Origin of the sequence: Microlunatus sp. GCM10028923, assembly GCF_042666975.1 — a bacterium.
Lineage (GTDB): Bacteria > Actinomycetota > Actinomycetes > Propionibacteriales > Propionibacteriaceae > Microlunatus.
The window spans coordinates 209,927-228,545 of sequence record NZ_JBHTFF010000015.1; the positions used below are offsets into that span (position 1 = coordinate 209,927).

The 18,619-nt window shown below is 69.9% G+C and carries 21 protein-coding genes; 6 read left to right on the forward strand and 15 right to left on the reverse strand.

All coding sequences use genetic code 11. From position 1 onward, the window contains the following. The first annotated feature begins 62 nt into the window (after positions 1–62). A complete protein-coding gene (locus tag ACFQU4_RS30170) occupies positions 63–3,059 on the forward strand; it encodes a glycoside hydrolase family 2 TIM barrel-domain containing protein (protein WP_377499275.1) in 2,997 nt (998 codons plus the stop codon). Positions 3,060–3,065: 6 nt separating this feature from the next. On the opposite strand, the gene ACFQU4_RS30175 is transcribed toward ACFQU4_RS30170, so the two are convergent. Further along, entirely contained in the window at positions 3,066–3,425 is a 360-nt protein-coding gene (locus ACFQU4_RS30175; protein ID WP_377499277.1) for a MerR family transcriptional regulator, read from the reverse strand. Positions 3,426–3,473: 48 nt separating this feature from the next. Between ACFQU4_RS30175 and ACFQU4_RS30180 the strand changes: the two genes are divergently transcribed. Continuing rightward, positions 3,474–4,343, forward strand: a complete 870-nt coding sequence (locus tag ACFQU4_RS30180) for an NAD(P)-dependent oxidoreductase (protein ID WP_377499279.1) — start codon at positions 3,474–3,476, stop codon at positions 4,341–4,343. Here ACFQU4_RS30180 and ACFQU4_RS30185 read toward each other — a convergent pair. The 11 genes from ACFQU4_RS30185 to ACFQU4_RS30235 all read right to left on the reverse strand — a co-directional run bounded on the left by ACFQU4_RS30185 (position 4,340) and on the right by ACFQU4_RS30235 (position 13,165). Beyond that, entirely contained in the window at positions 4,340–5,008 is a 669-nt protein-coding gene (locus ACFQU4_RS30185) for a TetR/AcrR family transcriptional regulator (RefSeq protein WP_377499281.1), read from the reverse strand. The two genes, ACFQU4_RS30180 and ACFQU4_RS30185, sit on opposite strands and share 4 nt — an antisense overlap. A 9-nt stretch (positions 5,009–5,017) precedes the next feature. After that, a complete protein-coding gene (locus ACFQU4_RS30190; protein WP_377499283.1) occupies positions 5,018–5,551 on the reverse strand; it encodes a pyridoxamine 5'-phosphate oxidase family protein in 534 nt (177 codons plus the stop codon). Between the two features lie 112 nt (positions 5,552–5,663). After that, entirely contained in the window at positions 5,664–6,683 is a 1,020-nt protein-coding gene (locus ACFQU4_RS30195; protein ID WP_377499284.1) for a phenylalanine 4-monooxygenase, read from the reverse strand. A 64-nt stretch (positions 6,684–6,747) separates the two neighbouring features. Continuing rightward, on the reverse strand, positions 6,748–6,960 hold the full coding sequence (locus ACFQU4_RS30200) for a hypothetical protein (RefSeq protein WP_377499286.1): 213 nt from the start codon (positions 6,958–6,960) through the stop codon (positions 6,748–6,750). After that, positions 6,953–7,507 carry an RNA polymerase sigma factor gene (locus tag ACFQU4_RS30205; protein WP_377499288.1) on the reverse strand — a complete coding sequence of 185 codons (555 nt, stop codon included), beginning with the start codon at positions 7,505–7,507 and terminating at the stop codon, positions 6,953–6,955. Before ACFQU4_RS30205 ends, ACFQU4_RS30200 begins: the two co-directional genes overlap by 8 nt. After that, positions 7,504–8,442 (reverse strand): hypothetical protein, encoded by a 939-nt coding sequence (locus ACFQU4_RS30210; protein WP_377499290.1) that lies wholly within the window; start codon positions 8,440–8,442, stop codon positions 7,504–7,506. The genes ACFQU4_RS30205 and ACFQU4_RS30210 overlap by 4 nt, the downstream gene beginning before the upstream one ends. After that, complete coding sequence (locus ACFQU4_RS30215) at positions 8,439–9,695, reverse strand: hypothetical protein (protein WP_377499292.1); 1,257 nt, start codon at positions 9,693–9,695, stop codon at positions 8,439–8,441. Before ACFQU4_RS30215 ends, ACFQU4_RS30210 begins: the two co-directional genes overlap by 4 nt. Before the next feature lie 10 nt (positions 9,696–9,705). Further along, positions 9,706–9,870: a helix-turn-helix domain-containing protein gene (locus ACFQU4_RS30220; RefSeq protein ID WP_281385301.1), complete on the reverse strand. Its 165-nt coding sequence runs from the start codon at positions 9,868–9,870 to the stop codon at positions 9,706–9,708. Between the two features lie 247 nt (positions 9,871–10,117). Further along, a complete protein-coding gene (locus ACFQU4_RS30225) occupies positions 10,118–11,260 on the reverse strand; it encodes an acetoin utilization protein AcuC (RefSeq protein ID WP_377499294.1) in 1,143 nt (380 codons plus the stop codon). Next, positions 11,257–12,123, reverse strand: a complete 867-nt coding sequence (gene proC / locus ACFQU4_RS30230; RefSeq protein WP_377499296.1) for a pyrroline-5-carboxylate reductase — start codon at positions 12,121–12,123, stop codon at positions 11,257–11,259. Before proC ends, ACFQU4_RS30225 begins: the two co-directional genes overlap by 4 nt. After that, on the reverse strand, positions 12,116–13,165 hold the full coding sequence (locus ACFQU4_RS30235) for an aspartate-semialdehyde dehydrogenase (RefSeq protein WP_377499298.1): 1,050 nt from the start codon (positions 13,163–13,165) through the stop codon (positions 12,116–12,118). The genes proC and ACFQU4_RS30235 overlap by 8 nt, the downstream gene beginning before the upstream one ends. Before the next feature lie 91 nt (positions 13,166–13,256). Between ACFQU4_RS30235 and ACFQU4_RS30240 the strand changes: the two genes are divergently transcribed. The 4 genes from ACFQU4_RS30240 to ACFQU4_RS30255 all read left to right on the forward strand — a co-directional run bounded on the left by ACFQU4_RS30240 (position 13,257) and on the right by ACFQU4_RS30255 (position 15,904). Then, entirely contained in the window at positions 13,257–14,039 is a 783-nt protein-coding gene (locus ACFQU4_RS30240; protein WP_377499300.1) for a CPBP family intramembrane glutamic endopeptidase, read from the forward strand. Between the two features lie 14 nt (positions 14,040–14,053). Continuing rightward, positions 14,054–14,443 carry a tautomerase family protein gene (locus tag ACFQU4_RS30245; RefSeq protein ID WP_377499303.1) on the forward strand — a complete coding sequence of 130 codons (390 nt, stop codon included), beginning with the start codon at positions 14,054–14,056 and terminating at the stop codon, positions 14,441–14,443. Positions 14,444–14,646: 203 nt separating this feature from the next. Further along, positions 14,647–15,642: a fatty acid desaturase family protein gene (locus ACFQU4_RS30250; protein WP_377499305.1), complete on the forward strand. Its 996-nt coding sequence runs from the start codon at positions 14,647–14,649 to the stop codon at positions 15,640–15,642. A gap of 34 nt (positions 15,643–15,676) precedes the next feature. Then, the gene (locus ACFQU4_RS30255) at positions 15,677–15,904 is read left to right on the forward strand and encodes a hypothetical protein (protein ID WP_377499307.1); all 228 of its coding nucleotides are present in this window, start codon (positions 15,677–15,679) and stop codon (positions 15,902–15,904) included. Here ACFQU4_RS30255 and ACFQU4_RS30260 read toward each other — a convergent pair. The 3 genes from ACFQU4_RS30260 to ACFQU4_RS30270 form a co-directional block, all read right to left on the reverse strand. Next, entirely contained in the window at positions 15,901–16,467 is a 567-nt protein-coding gene (locus ACFQU4_RS30260) for a hypothetical protein (protein WP_377499309.1), read from the reverse strand. The genes ACFQU4_RS30255 and ACFQU4_RS30260 overlap by 4 nt on opposite strands. Positions 16,468–16,478: 11 nt before the next feature. Next, a complete protein-coding gene (locus tag ACFQU4_RS30265) occupies positions 16,479–17,405 on the reverse strand; it encodes a proline dehydrogenase family protein (protein ID WP_377499312.1) in 927 nt (308 codons plus the stop codon). Positions 17,406–17,598: 193 nt separating this feature from the next. Then, positions 17,599–18,465: a sugar phosphate isomerase/epimerase family protein gene (locus tag ACFQU4_RS30270; protein WP_377499314.1), complete on the reverse strand. Its 867-nt coding sequence runs from the start codon at positions 18,463–18,465 to the stop codon at positions 17,599–17,601. Positions 18,466–18,619: the final 154 nt, after the last annotated feature.

An 18,619-nucleotide genomic window follows, 5' to 3' on the forward strand; every position in this document is an offset into this window, starting at 1 on the left:
GGCGACCTGTCATGATGGTGCCGCCGGAAATGTGAGCGTTCACGAAAGGTCAGCGTCGAGCCATGGTCATCCCCGTTCCCGCCTATGTCACCGACTACCAGCCGGGCTCCGGCCCGCGCCGAGCCCCGCGCTCCTGGCTGCACTCCGACGCGCCGCGGCTCAGCCTCAACGGCGACTGGAAGTTCCGGCTCGCGCCGACCGCCCGGCTCGACGAGGCGGCCGCGGCGACGGACTTCGACGACCAGGACTGGGACACGCTGCCGGTGCCGTCGCACTGGGTTCTGCACGGCGACGGGAAGTACGGCCAGCCGGCGTACACGAACGTCCAATACCCGTTCCCGATCGACCCGCCGCACGTCCCCGACGAGAACCCGACCGGTGATCACCGACGCAGCTTCACCCTGCCGGACTGGGACGTCGAGTCGATCGTGCTCCGGTTCGACGGCGTCGAGTCGGTCTTCAAGGTCTGGCTGAACGGGACCGAGGTCGGCGTCGGCAAGGGCAGCCGGCTGGCCACCGAGTTCGACGTCACCGACCTGGTCCGGCCGGGCCAGAACGTGATCATGGTCCGGGTGCACCAGTGGTCCTCGATGTCGTACCTGGAAGATCAGGACCAGTGGTGGCTGCCCGGCATCTTCCGGGACGTGACCCTGCTCGGCCGGCCCCGCGGCGGGATCGAGGACGTCTGGCTGCGGACCGCTTACGATCATGAAACCGGCGTCGGCACCGTGACCCCGGAACTGGTCGCCCACCCGACCGCTTTCCCTGTCACGGTGGAGATCCCCGAACTCGGGATCGGCCAGATCTACCGCTCGGCGGAGGATCTGGCGCCGATCGTGCTGCCGAGCGTGGAGCCGTGGAGCGCCGAGCGGCCCCGCCGCTACACCGCGACCGTTCGCTCGACCGGCGAACAGGTCGAACTGCAGCTCGGCTTCCGCACCGTACGGATCGACGGCGAACGGCTGCTGGTGAACGGCCGCCAGGTGATCTTCCACGGCGTGAACCGGCACGAGACCCACCCGGAGCGTGGCCGGGTGTTCGACGAAGATCACGCCCGGGCCGACATGATCACCATGAAGCGGCACAACGTGAACGCGATCCGGACCAGCCACTACCCGCCGCATCCGCGGGTGCTGGAGCTGGCCGACGAGCTCGGCTTCTGGGTGATCGACGAGTGCGACCTGGAGACCCACGGCTTCGGGTATCTCGGCTGGCAAGGGAATCCGAGCGACGACCCGGCCTGGCGGGAGGCCTACCTGGACCGGGTGGCGCGGACCGTCGAACGGGACAAGAACCGGCCGTCGGTGATCATCTGGTCGCTCGGCAACGAGTCCGGTTCCGGCGCCAACCTGGCCGCGATGGCCCAGTGGATCCGGTCCCGCGACCCGGAGCGCCCGGTGCACTACGAGGGCGACTACACCGGCAGCTACACCGACCTCTACTCGCGGATGTATCCGAGCCTGGTCGAGATGACGTCGATCCTGTCCGACACCGGCGAGATCATGGGCTGCGGCCCGGCCGAGGCGCAGCGGGTCCGGCGGCTGCCGTACCTGCTCTGTGAGTACGTCCACGCGATGGGCAACGGGCCGGGCGGGATTGCTGAGTACGAAGCGTTCCTGGACGTGTCGCCGCGCTACCACGGCGGCTTCGTCTGGGAGTGGCGTGATCATGGTCTGCTGACCCGGGCCGAGGACGGCACGCCCTACTACGGGTACGGCGGCGACTTCGGCGAGGTCGTCCACGACGGCAACTTCGTGATGGACGGACTGGTGCTGCCGAACGATCGGCCGAGCCCGGGCCTGGCGGAGTTTGCCGCGGTCAGCCAGCCGCTGCGCTTCGACCGCGACGGCGCGACCTTGATCATCACGAGCCGCTACCACTCGGCCGACCTGGCGGGGCTCCGGGTGCGCGGGGTGCTCGAGACCGACGGCCGGCCGACGGCCGACGTGGAACTGACCGTGCCGGCTCTGGCGCCGGGCGACCAGGTCACCGTCGAGCTGCCGGAGAAGTTGATCACCGCGGACGGTCCGGGCGAAGGCTGGCTGACCGTGCTGGCCGAACTCTCCGACCCGACCCCCTGGGCCGACGCCGGTCACGTCGTCGCGCGCGGGCAGTGGCTGCTGACCGAGGAGCCCGCTCCGGCGCCGATTCCGGTGCGCCCGGCCGAGACCGTACCGGCGACGGAGACGGTCGAGCTGGGCCCGGCTGTCTTCGACGCGACCACCGGAACGTTGACCTCGCTGCACGGGGTGCCGGTCGCCGGGCCGCGGCTGGAGCTGTTCCGCGGGCCGACCGACAACGACCGGAGCAGCAGCCGCGGCTCGTACGAGCTCGGCGCCCCGGAGGCGACCCGCGGCGAGGGCACCAAGGGTCCGTCGTCGGCCGAGCGGTGGCGCCAGCGCGGCCTCGACCGGCTGGTGCACCGGGTGCTGGCGGTGACCGCGAGCGACACCGGGCTGACCACGCGGGTCCGGGTCAGCGCCGCGAACAGCGGTCGGTTCGTCGACGTCGACCAGCTCTGGACGCTGACCGACGGCGAACTGTCGCTCCGGGTGGACCTGACCCCGTCACAGGGCTGGGACTGCACCTGGCCCCGGGTCGGCGTCCGGTTCGACCTGCCGGCCGACTGCGAGCAGGCGGACTGGTTCGGCACCGGCCCGCTGGAGTCCTACCCGGACAGCACGGTCGCGGCCCAGGTCGGCCGGTTCAGCGGCTCCGTCGACGAACTCAACGTGGTCTACTCGCGACCGCAGGAGACCGGGCACCGGGCCGAGCTGCGCGACCTGGCCATCGGCACCGGCGAGGCGACCCGGCTCCGGGTCGCGACCCGGCCGGACCAGGCCGGGCACCGACCCGGGTTCACGCTGACCCGGCACACGCCGCAGGACCTGGATCGCGCCGAGCACCCGTACCAGCTGGCGGCCAACGATGCGATCTATCTGTATGTCGACAATGCGGTGCACGGCCTCGGCTCGCGCTCCTGCGGCATCGACGTCCTGCCCCAGCACGCCCTGTGGCCCGGCGCTCACACCTTCACCCTCACCTTCCCCGCTCCGTGATCGGGGTCAGGCGACCTTCTGCTTGGTGACCTCGAGGTACCCGAGCAGGGCGCGGCGGGACGACCGGAGGGCGTCGATCCGGTCGTCCAGGCCCTGCAGCCGTTCGTGCAGCAGGTCGATCAGTTCCGGGCACGGCTCCAGGTCGGGCCCGGTTCCGGTCGCGCACGGGAGCAGGAAGGCGATCTCCTCGGTGGACAGGCCGGCGGCCAACAGCTGCCGGACCTGGCGGACCGTGGTGACGGCCTCCTCGTCGTACTCCCGATAGCCGTTGCCGCCGCGGACCGGTTCGAGCAACCCCTGGGTCTCGTAGTACCGCAGCTGGTGGGTCCGCACGCCGGTCCGCCGGCTCAATTCACCGATTCGCACGTTCGCTCCTTGACCTTCACACCGTTATGAAGGTTGAGGATACGTTCCATGATCAATACCAAGACCCCGGTGTCCGTCCTCGGCCTCGGTCTGATGGGCCACGCCCTGGCCGAGACGCTGCTGACCGCCGGCCACCCCACCACCGTCTGGAACCGCACCGCGAGCAAGGCCGACCGTCTGGTCGAGGCCGGCGCCACCCTCGCCGACTCTGCCGAGGCCGCCGTCAAGGCGAGCCAGCTGGTGATCATCTGCGTCACCGATCCGGCGGCGGTACGGGCCGTCCTTGATCAACTGGACGGCGCCCTCGACGACACCGTGCTGATCAACCTGACCTCGGGCCCGTCCTCGGCCGCGACCGAGTTCGCCGACTGGGCCGAGCAGCACGGGCCCGACTTCCTCGACGGCGCGATCCTGGCGTCCCCGGAGATGATCGGCACCGCCGACACGACGATCGTCTACAGCGGATCCCGGGCGGCCTTCGACCGAAACGCCGAGACCCTGGGCCGACTCGGCGTCGCGACCCACGTCGGAGATGATCATCGGCAGGCGGCCCTCCTCGAGATGGCCGGCCTTGGCCTGATGTGGGGTGCCCTGAACGGCTATCTGCACGGTGCCGCGCTGATCCGCGCGGCCGGGGTCGACGCGGCGACCTTCGCTCCGTTGGCCGCCGCCACGTTGCGCGCGGTCGCGGACTGGCTGCCTGGCTACGCGAAGCAGATCGACGACGGCGAGTTTCCGCCGCTGGACGGAACCCTGGACACCCACCTGGCCGCGATGCACCACCTGCTGGCCGAGAGCGAGACGCTCGGGCTCAACCTCGAACTGCCTCGCTACGTGACGTCGGTCGCCGAACGGGGCGCGGCGGAAGACAAGGGCCAGCAGGGTTACGCCGTCCTGATCGATCAGTTCGGGGGCTAGCGCCGGCGTGGCGGATCGGCCAACCGCTCCACTCCGGCCAGCAGCAGCGACAGCCCGAACTCGTCGTAGGCATCCGGGTCGTCGCAGCGACTGAGCGGCCCGGCCGCCTCGACGATCCGGGGGAACCGGTCCGGCGGCAGCGCGGCGAGCCGAGCCTGCAGCCGCCGCTGCTCCTCGTCCGAGGTGACCCCGGCGCGGGACCGGCCGGGCTCGGACCGGACCATGCCGAGGATCGCCGTCAGCGCATGGCCGGACACGTTCGCCGCCTGCTCCGGAGTCAGGCCGGCCTGCCGGAGCACCTCGAGCGCGCTCTCCTGTACGGCAAGCTGATGCTCGCCGAAGCCGCCCGAGCCGGCCAGCAGTTCGGCCGCCGAGGGATGATCACGGACGACCGCGAGGACCGCCCGGAGCAGCCGCTCGAACCTGGTCCGCCAGCCGCCCCGGCCAAGATCACGATCGACCTCGGCGAAGATCCGGTCGGCGACCGCGTCGAGCAGTTGCTCCTTGGTCTTGAAGTGCCAATAGAGCGCCATCGGCGTCACGTCCAGCTCTCGGGCCAGCCGCCGCATGCCGATCGCCGGCGCACCCTCGGCGTCCGCCAGCCGCAACGCGTGATCAAGGATCAGGTCCTTGGTCAGCCGCGACTGCGGCGGGGTGGTCACCATCCGGCCAGCCTACGACTGCGGCGATCCCGCCCGATCGAAGGTCCAGCGGACCGCGTCGGACGGGAAGTGGTTCAAGGTCCAGCTGTGGGCCAGCCGCGGTGTCAGCCGGTAGATCATCCGGTCCAACTCGACGCCTTCGCTCGCCACCGCACCCTCGGCGGCGTACTTCTCCAGCCAGGCTCCGAAGAAGTCGCCGATCGACTCCGCCGAGAGCTCCGTGACCGAGCCTTCCATGATCAACACCTGCTCCGCGCTCTCCAGATGCACGGTGGCCTGGGGATTGCCGGCGAGATTTCGTGCCGTACGGGTCGACCGTAGGACCGTGAACACCAGCCCGCCGTCGATCCAGAGTCCCCACAAGGGCCGCGGGCACGGCCGCCCGTCGGCGGCCGCCGTCACCACCCAGTAGTTCTTGGCCGCGGCGAGCCGTGCCGCAACGTCGTCCCAGTCCGGTACGGCGGCAGCCGTGCCGCTCACACCGTCCCGTCCCTGGTACCCGGCATCGATTCCGGCCCGGTCGGCCGTCGGAGTCTTAGCGATCATGCTTTACACCGTACATGTACACCGTAAAGCTCTCAACCAGCCCAAGGGCGTCGAGTGTGGACTTAACGACCTGAATCGCGAGATTTCAGGTCCCTAACGTCACAGTCGATGATCATCCCGGGCGGGACCGGATCGTTGGGGTGTGGTCGGGTGACGCGGTGGTACGGGGAGTGGTCGGGTATTGCGTGATCGCCGAATTGGGCAGGAGTCCGGGAGCGGTGGTCGGTTTGGCGAGATCATCAGCCGTCCCGGCGTGCGCCACCAGTCGAGCGGGGGTGTCGTCGTCGAAGCCGGCGAAGAAGCCGCACACCTCCTGGACCAGGCCTTCCATCGACGGCGCCGCGAACAGCGTGTCCTGGTAGTGGGTGATGTCGTAGTCGATCGTGCCCATCGCGTGGAAGTCGAGCGGCCGGATGTTCATGGCCCGGAACTCCTCGATCTCGCCGTAGCTGGACAGGATCCCGGCACCGTAGGCGCAGAGTTCGTCGCCCTCGTACACGACGCCGAACTCGATCGTGAACCAGAAGACGTCGGCGACGAACTGGACACCGGCATCGGTCTCGGACCGCCGGGCCGCCTCACCGGCCAGCCGGTTGATCTCCGCGAACTGCGGATCGGCCAGCAGATTGCCGTGCCCGATCACCTCGTGGATCAGGTCCGGCTCAGGCGTGTACAGCGGCGCTGACGAGTGCCGGATGTATTGCGTGGAATGGAACTCGCGGTCCGCCAGGGCACCGTAGAACTCCTTGACCGGCACGATGCCGGCGGCCGGCACGTAGCGGAACCCGGTCAGCGGCTGTAGCGCCTCGGTGACCTCGGCCAGCTGCGGGATCCGGTCCTGCGGCAGGTTCAGCCGGTGGGCAGCGTCGCGGAACGCGCGGCAGGCGTACTTCTCGTGCTTGATCGCCAGCTCCCGCTGGACGGTGCGCCAGACCTCCTGCTCGGAATCCAGATAGTCGATGACCGGCGGGGTCTCGCCGGCCGTCCACGTCAAGGCCTGAGCCGCGATCGCATTGCGCCGTTCCCGGTATGCGGGATCGTTGCGGCCAGGATGGTCAGCGGAAAGGTGGACCGTGACCGTACCGTCCTCCCCGGTGGTGACCGGGGAGTACAACTGTGCTTCCTCGAACATGTTGCCTCCTTCGCCACCCACGGTGCCACTGGCGAAGGCGTCTCGCAATCCGAAACGTGGCCTGTCAGGCTGCTGTTTGGATCAGGACACGGGTGCCGGCGAGCAGGCCTCGGGCGGGATCGGTCGGCTGTTGCACGGTGCGCCACCAGGCCACGGACAGCACCGGCAGGGTGGTCAAGGGCTCCGCCATGACGGCGGTACGGATCCGGTCGCTCACCCGGTCGGGCAGCCGGCGGCTCCGGCCCCACTCCGCGAGAAGTCGATCAAGGTCATCCATGGGCCTGCTCCAGTTCTGATTCCAAGATCATTTTCAAGGTACGCCGAGCCTCCGACAACCGGTAGCGCACGGTCCCGGCGGGGATCTCCAAGGCTTCGGCGACGTCGACCGCCCGGAGCCCACCGACGGCGATCATGGTCAGCACCACCCGCTGCGTCTCGGGCAGGGTGGAGACCGCCCGACTCACCGCAGCCAGCTGTTCCCGGCCGATCGCGACCTCGGCGACATCCGCCTCGGCGCCCTCACCGGCCGGCCGCGGCCGCAGTTCGTCGGCGACCTGACGGACCGCCGTCCGGGCCGCGGCAGCAGTCCGGTAGGCATCGATGCTGAGGTTGCGCGCGACCCGGAAGATCCAGGCCCGTTGGGATTCCGGGCCGAGCGGAGCGACCGCGTCAATCCGGCGCCAGAGCCGCAGGAACGTCTCCTGGGTCAGCTCCTCGGCGATCGTCCGGTCACTGTGCCGGCCGAGGAACAGCGCCCAGACACCCTGCCGATGATCATCGTAGAGCTGCTCGAACGCCTGCCGATTCCCGGCCGGACCGATCACCCCGGTGCATCCCCGGTGATCACGACCTTGCCGCCGCCGTCCCGGTTCAGCAGCCGGACCGCGGCCTGCCCGGCCCGCGGCACGGTGATCGTCCCGATCAGCACGATGTCCGCGATCGCCTTCTTGATCAACTCGTTGGTGACGTCGTCGGCGAAGGCGAGTCGGCCGGACACGATCAGGCTGAGCGGCTCGTCGACCAGGGACAGGAAGTCCGCGTCATAGGTCTCCTCGCCACCGACCACCCGCGGGTTGGTACCGCGATACCAGAATCCCTGGCCGGCCAGTTCGAGCTTCGACCCGAACAGGTCCCGGCTGTCCCGCGGTGCAATCAACTGGCCGGACACGATGACGGACTGGTAGCCGACCGCTTCGACCGGTTCGTCGATCAGCACGACGCCCGCGGCGAGCAGCACGTCCTTGGGATTCCCGTTCTCGTTGGCGATCATGGCCCCCGAGAGCGTGGCGTCACCGGCCAGCCCGCGCACCTGAGCACCCTCCTCGTAGTCGTAGGTCCGGGAGCCGCCGACCAGATCGGTCAGGTGCCCGCCGAGGATCGACTCCGAGCCCTTCGGCATCAGGGCCATGCCGACCACGGAGATCTGCCGGTAGGTGACCTGCCGGACCGGTTCGGTGACGATCAGCCCACCGACGACGACCAGTGCCGCATCGGGTCCGTCCTCCGGTGCGAACGCATCGCCGCCGAGCGTGGCCATGCCGGTCTGGATCCGTACCACCACGTCGTCCGGGACCGTGATCGTCGCGCCCACGTTGGACGGGATCCGTGCCGCCGTGGCGGCCAGGGACTCGCGGACGATGATGGCGCCGGCGTTGATCTCGGAGATCCGGGCCAGGTCCTCCGCGTTGCGATAGTCCGTCAGATCGGCGATCGGGCCATTGATCACCCGGCCCTGGACCTCGGTCTGTTGTTCGGTCATCGGTTGCCTCCTGGTCTCGTTGTCACCAAGGAAGACGGACGGCTCCCGGAAACGTTGGGTCGGCGCCGGAATTCGGGCAGCCAGCCGACCAGCCCGAGCAGGATCAGCCCGATCATCCAGACCGCCCGGGAGGCCGGCCCGACGACCGGCTCGACGGCCGGCACCCGGTCCGCGACCAGCGGCCGGACGCCCTTGGCCCAGGCGACGAAGGTGTCGCCGATCGGCATTAGCCCGAAGGCGTAGCGCTTGCCGCCGGGCAGGTCCAGCGGCAGTCCGATCAGGTCGCCGACCGCTCCGAGCTCCGCCGCCAGGGCACGGTCGCCGTTGTTCTGCGCCGCGCCCAGCGCGACGACGGTCGCGGACAGGCTCACGCCGCCGATCAGCGGACCGGAGTCGACGTCACCCGCCCCGGACGTACCGCGCGGGAACTCCAGGACAGCGGGGATGCCGAGCGGCGTGGCCAGGAACGTGTCCCGGAACCGCCGGTACTGGTCGGCCGCGAAGCCGGCGTCGACGTCGGGCAGGAAGATCAACGCGACGGTCAGCGAGGTCGCCCGGGCACCCTCCAGCGGTTGGCCGGTCGCGGGGTCGGCTCGGTGCGGCAGCAGTCCGGTCGCAGGGTCGAGCCGGTCCGCGGTGGCCGTGAGCCAGCGGTCGATCGTCGGCGTGACGGAACGGTCGTCGGCGAGGTCCCGGTAGAGCGCCAGCGAGGCGATCCCGACCACGGAGTCGCACGGCCAGGCCTGTCCCGGATAGGAGGTCAGGTACGGCGACGACCCGGCATCGAAGGCCGCGGCGATCGCCCGCGCCTGCTCGCCGAACTCCGCCACCAGCGCCGGATCGGGCGTCTCCTGCTGCTGCAGCAGGGCGCCGCGCAGCCAGTTGGTCCAGCCCGCGTAGAAGATCCCGTACGGCAGCGACTGATCGGCCCCGAACCGCTCCCGCACCGCCGGCGCCGTGGCCAGGTCAAGGGCCCGCCGCGCCTCCGCCAGCCCGGCCGGATCGCCACCGCGCGCGACCTCGTCGACGCGGGCGAGACCGTACAACACGAAGGCGAAGAACTCGCCCTCCGGGAACAGGGCCTGCGCCTCGCGCGCCGAGCCGTCCGTGAGCCGGGCCTCGAGATGATCCAGCTGCGCCGCCACACCGGGAGCGCGGGTGTCGACCGAGGCCGGCACGGCGGGCGCGAACAGGCGGATCAGTCCGACGATGGCCAGCAGCGACAGCAGCGTCGCGAACCCGCGCCGCAGCACGGGCGGACGGTCAGCCGGCGACGTCGTAGGAGCGACGCAGGTAGGCGTCGACGTCGGCCTCGGAAACCCGGAAGCTGCGGCCGAACCGGGCCGCCTCGAGCTGGCCGTTGTGGATCAACCGGTACACCGACATCTTCGACACCCGCATGATGGCGGCCACCTCGGCGACGGTCATGAATTTGACCCCCGACAGGTCGGACGCCGCCGACCTGGCTTTCCCCGAATGCGCGGCTTCAGCCATCGTTCGTCAACCCCAATCTGGTAGGGCTCCGCTGTAGACACGGGCCCGCGCCGGCTTCCCCTCCGGCGCACGACTAGTTCTCCCTGTGAGAGTAGTGGCAACTGAGGCAGTTGGGAAAGTGGTCAGCGCAAATTCAGCCGCGACACGCCGACGATATCGTTGACGAGAGGCCTTTCGAAGCTCAGAATTCGGGATCCAATCCGAGGTCCGGGAACACCGCCCGGCGGGTGGCCAGAATCGCCCGGTCCAGGGCGCTGGCGGGATCGTAGCCGTGCTCGAACCGGGAGAACGACACCTCGGCTCCGTCACTCATCGACTGCGGTCCGACGTGGTCCGACTCGTCCAGCCAGGCCTGCGGCAGCGGGGTGTCCGCCGGCAGCGGTTCGCCGGAGACGATCGCCATCAGATGGGTCCAGGCGCGCGGCACCACGGAGGCGCTGGCGTAGCCGCCGCCACCGGTGGAGACCCAGCGCCCGTCGCAGAGTTCCGCGGCCAGCTCGGCCAGCGCCAGATAGGACGCCCGCTGCCCGTCCACGCTCAGGTCGAGGTCGGCCAGCGGATCGCTGCGGTGGGTGTCGCAGCCGTGCTGGGTGACCAGCACCTGCGGCTCGAACGCGCGCAGCACGTCCGGCACCACCGCGTGGAAGGCCCGCAGCCAGTCCGGGTCGTCGGTGCCCGGCGGCAGCGCCACGTTGACCGCCGACCCCGGCGCGTTCGGGCCGCCGGTCTCGGTCGGGAAGCCGGTACCCGGGAACAAGCAGGTCGGGCTCTGGTGCAGGCTGATCGTGGTCACCCGCGGGTCGTCGTAGAAGATCGTCTGGACGCCGTCGCCGTGGTGCACGTCGACGTCGACGTACCCGATCCGTTCGCAGCCCTGATCGAGCAGCCGGTGGATCGCGGCCGCCACGTCGTTGTAGACGCAGAAGCCGCTGGCGCTGGCCGGCATCGCGTGGTGCAGGCCGCCGCTGATGTTGCAGGCCCGCCGGGCGGCGCCGGACCAGACGGCCTCGGCCGCGGCGACGCTCGCGGTGAGCACCAGCCCGGCGATGTCGTGCATCTGCGGGAAGACGGGGTTGTCGGTGGTGCCGAGCCCGTACCGGCCGTCCGGGCGGCCGGCCTTCACGGCCTCGACGTAGTCAGGGGTGTGAACGGTCGCGATCAGCGACTCGTCCAGCGGAGGCGGCGGCACCACCTCGAGCCGATCGAGGACTCCGAGCTGACGGGCCAGCGAGATGGCTCCGCGGACCCGTCCGGGCCCCATCGGATGCTGCGGCCCGAAGTCGTACCGGGTCAGCTCTTCGCCGTAGATCAGCCGTGCAGTCACCCAGTTCCCCCATGATCATTCCCGCTCTGATCATGATCCTGCGCAGCAGCCCGGGCCGCTGCGGCAAGATCACGGCTACGATCCCGGGCGGCCTCCATCGCGCTCATGAACGCGGCCCGTACCCGGTGTTGTTCCAGCTCGCGGATCGCCGCGGCCGTGGTCCCGCCCGGCGAGGTGACCCGTTCCCGGAGCACCGTCGGATGCTCCCCGGTCTCCCGGAGTAGCTTCGCCGAGCCGAGCATCGTCTGCACCACCAGCTCGGTCGCGGTGTCCCGCGGCAGGCCGAGATGGACGCCGGCCTCGATCATCGCCTCGACGACGAAGAACAGGTAGGCCGGACCGGTGCCGGAGATCGCGGTGACGGCGTCCTGATACTTCTCCGGTACGACGAGCACCCGGCCCGTCGCCGCCAGGATCGCGCTGACCCGCTGCACATGATCATCACCGGCGTGCCGGCCGGCGGAGATCGTCGCCATCCCCTCGTCCACCTGGGCCGGCGTGTTCGGCATCACCCGGACCACCGGCACCCCGGCCGGCAACAGGTCCTCGATCAAGATCGTTTCGACGCCGGCGGCGAGCGAGACGATCAAGGTGTCCGGCCGGACCGACGGACCGATCTCGGTCAGCAGGTCCCGCATGTCCTGCGGCTTCACCACCATCAGCACGGTGTCCGACTCGGCCACCGCGTCGAGGTTGGTCAGCATCCGGACGCCGTACCGGTCCTTCAGCTCGGCCTCCCGGGCCGGCCGCCGGTCGGTGGCCACGATCCGGCTCACATCCCAGCCGGCGCGGAGCAATCCGGAGAGTACGGTCTCCCCCATCACCCCCGCGCCCAGAATGGCGAGCCGATCATGATCAGCCATGGACCAGCTGCTCCTGGACCAGTTCGGCGATCTGGACCGCGTTCAGCGCGGCACCCTTGCGCAGGTTGTCGTTGCTGACGAAGAAGACCAGGCCCTTGCCGGCCGGTGCGGACTGGTCGGCGCGGATCCGGCCGACGTAGCTCGGGTCCCGCCCGGCGGCGTCGAGCGGCGTCGGTACGTCGAGCAGCGAGACGCCGGGCGCCTCCGCGAGCAGCTTCGTGGCCTGCTCCGGGGACAGGTCCTCGGTGAACTCGGCGTGGATCGCCAGCGAGTGACCGGTGAACACCGGCACCCGCACACAGGTGCCCGCCACCAGCAGGTCCGGCAGATGCAGGATCTTCCGCGACTCGTTGCGCAGCTTCTGTTCCTCGTCGGTCTCGCCCGAGCCGTCGTCGACCAGCGATCCGGCCAGCGGCAGCACGTTGAACGCGATCGGCTTGGCGTACACCTCGGGGGCCGGCAGCTCGACCGCGCGGCCGTCGAAGGCGAGCGCCGCGGCCTGGTCGGCCACTGCCCGGACCTGCCGGTCGAGCTCGGCCACCCCGACGCCGCCGGAGCCCGACGTCGCCTGGAAGGTGGCGATCTGCAGCCGGACCAGCCCGGCCGCGCGGTTCAGCGGCGCCAGCACCGGCATCGCGGCCATCGTGGTGCAGTTCGGGTTGGCGATGATGCCCTTCGGCGGCTTCCGCGCGTCGTCCGGGTTGACCTCGGCGACGACCAGCGGCACCTCGGGATCCATCCGCCAGGCCGACGAGTTGTCGATCACGATCGCACCGGCCTCGGCGACCCGCGGCGCGGTGGACTTGGAGGCGTGCTTGCCGGCGGAGAAGAGCGCCAGGTCCAGCCCGGTGAAGTCGGCGGTCTCGGTGTCCTCGACCACCACCTCCCCGCCGGACGTGCCAAAGGGATGGGGCAGCTTGGTCCCGGCCGAACGGGCCGAGGCGAAGTACCTGATCTCCGAGACGTCGAACCGGCGCTCGGCGAGCAGCGTGCGCATCACGCCGCCCACCTGTCCGGTCGCTCCGAATACACCTACACGCATGCCGACAGCCTACGGGCGGGCGCCCCGGTCAGGAAAAGCTGTCCGTATCGAGGAAGGGACCCGGACCGCGGTGGTCGGGCAAGATGGGTCCGTGACCGCGCCCACCTCCGAGCTCGACGCGACGCGCGCTCCGACGCACCGGTACGGCCTCGAGATCATCCTGCTGCTGGCGCTGTCACTGGGCCGCTCGGCGATCTATTCGATCTTGGCGATCGTGGACCGGCTGACCCGGCCGGAGGCGCTGAACCAGCAGACGTCGACGCTGAACCCGTCGATCGTGCCGGACCGGCCGTGGCTCGACCTGACCTATCAACTGGCCGCGGTGGGATTCGGCGTGGTGCCGGCCCTGCTGGCGCTCTACCTGCTGAACCGCGACCCGGGCCACGGCCCGCGGCTGATCGGCTTCGATCACCGGCGGCCCGGCTTCGACGCCTGGTTCGGCACGGTGATCGCCGCCGGCATCGGCATCCCGGGACTCGGGCTCTACCTCGCCGCCCGGGCGCTCGGGATCAACACCCAGGTGCAGGCGTCCGCGCTGACCGACCAGTGGTGGACGATCCCGATCTTGATCCTGTCCGCGGCCGAGAACTCGATCGTGGAGGAGGTGATCATGATCGGCTACCTGTTCACCCGGTTCCGCCAGCTCAACTGGCCGGTGATCGCGATCTTGTTCACCAGTGCCGTGGTACGCGGCTCGTACCACCTCTATCAGGGGTTCGGCGGCTTCATCGGCAATCTGATCATGGGCCTGGTGTTCGGGCTGATCTATCTGAAATGGAAGCGGGTCGCCCCGCTCGTCGTCGCCCACCTGCTGCTCGACATCGTGGCCTTCGTCGGCTACTCCCTCGTCGCGCCGTACGTGGACTGGCTCTGAAGGAGAAGTCGATCATGGCTCAGATCATCGTGTACGGCCATCGGGAGCGGCTCGCCTCGCGGCGGGCAGCCCTGTCGGACGCGATCCACGGCGCGGTGATGGCCGCGCTGGACTACCCGGAGGAGAAGCGTTTCCACCGGTTCGTCGGGCTGGACGCCGCGGACTTCATCCATCCCGCCGACCGCGGCGAGGACTACACGATCATCGAGATCTCACTCTTCGAGGGCCGGTCCGACGAGGCCAAGCGGAGACTGATCGAGGAACTCTTCGCCCGGATCGAACGGGACGCCGGCATCGCGCCGCACAGCGTCGAGATCACGCTGACCGAGACGCCCAAGATCAACTGGGGCATCCGCGGCCGGAACGCGGCCGACCTCGAACTCGGCTACCGCGTCGAGATCTGAGACGTTCGTCGCGGCATTCGTTGCCCGCGGCACCTATGCTTCACCCAACACCGGTCCGGCAACCGCGGGACCAACTTGGGGTCATTTCGGGTCGCGCCCACGGCGTTCCGCCTCGATCACGAAGGTGTGACGCCTACCTTGAGCGAGGACGAGTGACCACAACGGCCGTACCTACCCGCGCACCGCACTCCCACCGAACACTGGTGGAGGCCGTCCGGGAGGCGGGCCTGCTGGACCGTACCCTCGGCTTCTACCTGAGCATGGTCCTCATCCTCGGTGGGTGCCTCGCGGCTGTCGTGACGGGCGGCTTTGTGATCGGCCAGTCGTGGTTCCAACTGCTGATCGCGGCCGGGCTCGGCGTGATCTTCACCCAGTTCGCGTTCCTCGCCCACGAGGCCGCGCACCGCCAGGTGTTCGCCTCCGCCCGCAAGAACGACCTGGCCGGGCTGCTGATCGGCAGCGGCGTGGTCGGGCTCAGCTACTCCTGGTGGCAGTCGAAGCACAGCCGGCACCACGCCAATCCGAACAAGATCGGCCGCGATCCGGACATCGACATCGACCTGCTCTCCTTCGATGCCGAGCACGCCCGGGCCAAGCGCGGCGTCTGGGCCGCGATCACCCGGAAGCAGGGCTACCTGTTCTTCCCGCTGCTGCTGCTCACCGGCCTCGGACTCCACGTCGACTCCGTGAAGAGCGTGTTCAGCCGCTCCGGACGCGCGACGACCCTGGAACGGATCCTGATCGTCCTCCGGCTCACGCTCTTCCCGGCCATCGTGATCATGCTGCTCGGCCCCGGCATGGGTGCCGCGTTCCTGGGCGTTCAGGTGGCCGTCTTCGGGTTCTACATGGGGATGTCCTTCGCGCCGAACCACAAGGGCATGCCGATCATCTCGGCCGACAGCAAGCTGGACTTCGTCCGCAAGCAGGTCCTCACCTCCCGCAACATCCGCGGGTTCGGGATGACCGCCTTCATGGGCGGGCTGAACTACCAGATCGAGCACCACCTGTTCCCGAGCATGCCCCGGCCGCACCTGCGCCGCGCGGCGCAGATCGTCCGCGAGCACTGCCGGCAGGTCAAGCTCCCCTACATCGAGACCAGCCTGCCCGCCTCGTATGCGCGGGTGGTCAAGTACCTGAACGAGGTCGGCCTGCACGCCCGGGACCCGTTCGACTGCCCGGCGGCCCGCTCCCTCAGCTGACCCGGCGCCGGTCCGGCGGCCGTAGGCTCGGACCGTGACCGAACCACCGGACGAAGGCTCGGAGCGAACCGGCTGGCACGGGTTCGACGAACCCTGGCCCGACGAGGAGACGACGGTCGTGTGCCCGCGGCACCTGCGCTTCGTACCCTGCCGACGCTGCGAGCCGGGTCAGGAGACCCGCTCCTCCGACCCGGCCGACGTCGAGCGGACCATGCGCTTCCAGTGGGGCGACGCGGAGACGGACCGGTTCCTCGGCCGCTAGCGCGCCAGGTGCTGTTCGATCGCGGCCAGGGTGCGTTCCAGGAGACCGAGCGAGGCACGCCAGTCGGTGCCGCGATGCAGGGCGTGGTCGGCACCGTCCAACTCGAGCACGGTGCCGCGGAGCCGGCCGGCGGCCTCGGAGTCCCAGACCTTGTCGGCGGTGCCGCCGACCGCGAGCGAGGGCGGGCCGGGGACGGTCAGCGCTTCCCGTACCGCCGGATCGGTGAGCAGCGGGGTCAGCCAGGCGCCGGCATAGCCCTTCCGCGTGGCCCAGGGCGCCGCGAGGGTGCCCAGCGACTTCGCGATCACCGTGGTCCGCGGTGCCGGCGGCGCCGTCGCGTCGAGGAGTTCGGCGGCCTGCTCGACGAAGTCGACCCGGGTCTCCGCGGTCACGTCCTCCGCCTGCCAGCGCATCGTGGTCACCTGCCAACCCGCGGCCGCGGCGACCTGACAGGCCCAGTAGAGGATCGGCGCGTCCACCTGGTAACGGCCGCCGGGCAGCACCAGGGCCCGGCCGACCGGTTCGGCGTCGACGTCCCAGACGGTCACCTGGTACGGGTCCATGGCGGGCCTCCTCAGTTCTTGCTGACCAGACTCCGGGCGAAGAAGCTCATGTTGGCCGGGCGCTCGGCGAGCCGCCGGACCAGGTAGCCGTACCAGTCGTTGCCGTACGGGAGGTAGACCCGGACCTGGTGACCCAGGTTGACCAGCCGCTGCTGCTCGGTCGGCCGGATCCCGTACAGCATCTGCAGTTCGTAGCTGTCCACCGGGCGCACGTTGTCCCGGGCCAGCTTCAGCGCGATCTCGATCAACCGCGGGTCGTGCGTGGCGAGCATCGGGTAGCCGGGGCCGGCGAGCAGGATCTTCAGGCAGCGGACGTAGGCCCGGTCCACCTCGTGCGGATCGGTGAACGCGACGCTCTCCGGCTCGTTGTAGGCACCCTTGCAGAGCCGCACCCGGGAGCCCTCGACGGCGAGATCGCGGCAGTCGCCCTCGGTCCGGAACAGGTAGGCCTGCAGCACCGCGCCGGTCCGTGGGAAGTCGCGGCGCAGTTCCCGCAGCACCGACAGCGTGGAATCGGTGGTCGTGTGGTCCTCGGCGTCCAGCGTGACCGTCGTGCCCGCGGTCTCGGCCGCGGCACAGATCGTGTGCGCGTGCTCAAGGGCGATCTTCTCGCCGTCCGGCAGCTGCTGCCCGAGCGCGGAGAGCTTCACCGACACCTCGGCCGCGCCGGCCAGTTCGGCCTCGCGGAGGCGGCCCAGCAGATCGACGTACGCCAGCGCGACGGCGTCGGCCTGGGCCCGGGAGGTGGTGTCCTCACCGAGGTGGTCGATGGTGATCTTGAGTCCCGCCCCGGCCAACTGGCGGGTCGCCGCGACGGCCTGGTCGACCGACTCCCCCGCCACGAACCTGGCCACGACGTCGGACGTCACCGGAAGCCGGGTGACCAGATTCTTGATTCCCTGGCTGCGAGACATTCCGAGCAAGGCACGCCGCAGCATCCCGACCTCCATCCATGATCACGTACCCCGCCGACCTGACGAACCGGCGCGCTCGGAAGCCTAACGCCGCAGCGCCACGCCCGTGAAAATTCCGCCGACCCGGCACAAACGCAGGCGTTCTTGCGGCGTGTCGCTGCGAAGGTGCCCGGTCGACGCCGAACACGGAACCGCCGAAACGGTCAGCGCGAAGGGTTCAGCCGACGTTCGCGACGCCGCCGCTGTTGACGACGAAGTCGGCGGGACGGGCCAGGTGGCTGCGGGCGAACGCCAGGGACTCGGCGAGGTCGGCCTCACGCTTGGCCCGGGTCTCGCTCTTGCGCGAGTTGATCTCCAGCACGACGTGGCCGGTGAAGCCGCGCCGGGCCAGGTGGTTCAGCACCTCGGCGGCCCGCTGGTCGCCGCGGCCCGGGACCAGGTGCTCGTCCTTCATCGAACCGTTGCCGTCGGTGAGGTGGACGTGCCGGAGCCGGTCGCCCCAGGCCTCGACCAGGTCCACCGACTGCTGGCCCGCCGTCGACGCGTGGGACAGGTCGAGGGTGAGGTGCTCGTAGTCGAAGTTGGTCGGGTCCCAGCCGGGCAGGTACGCCTTCAGTTCGCCGCCCGGGGTCCGCCAGGGATACATGTTCTCGACGCAGAACTTGATTCCGGTCGCGTCGTTCAGCCGCTGGATGCCCTCGGCGAAGTTCCGCCCGTACTCCCGCTGCCAGCGAAACGGCGGATGCACCACGACGACCTCGGCGTCCAGCCGGTGCGCGGCCTCGGCGGACCGCTCCAGCTTGGCCCACGGGTCCGTACCCCAGACTCGCTGAGTGATCAACAGGCACGGCGCGTGGATCGCCAGCACCGGCACCCCGTGGTAGTCGCGCAGCTTCTCCACGGCATCGATGTCGGCGGCGACCGGATCGATGCCGACCATCACCTCGACGCCGTCGTACCCCAGCCGGTGGGCCAGTTCGAACGCGCTCGAGGTTGTCTCGGGATAGACCGAAGCGGTCGACAGAGCGACCTTCGCGGTCGTGGCCCGGGCCGCAGTCCCCGGGGCGCTTTCGATATCCGGCACGACTCTCAGCGTACGCGATCTTGACCTCACAGCGCGCCTGCTCGTTCTAGGAGGGTGGTGTCAAACGGTGGTGGCGGCGAGCGGCGTCCAGGTGCGTGCTGGACAAGGCGGAGGAGGGAGGCGTAGCGGTGTTCTACGGCGACCGACGACAACG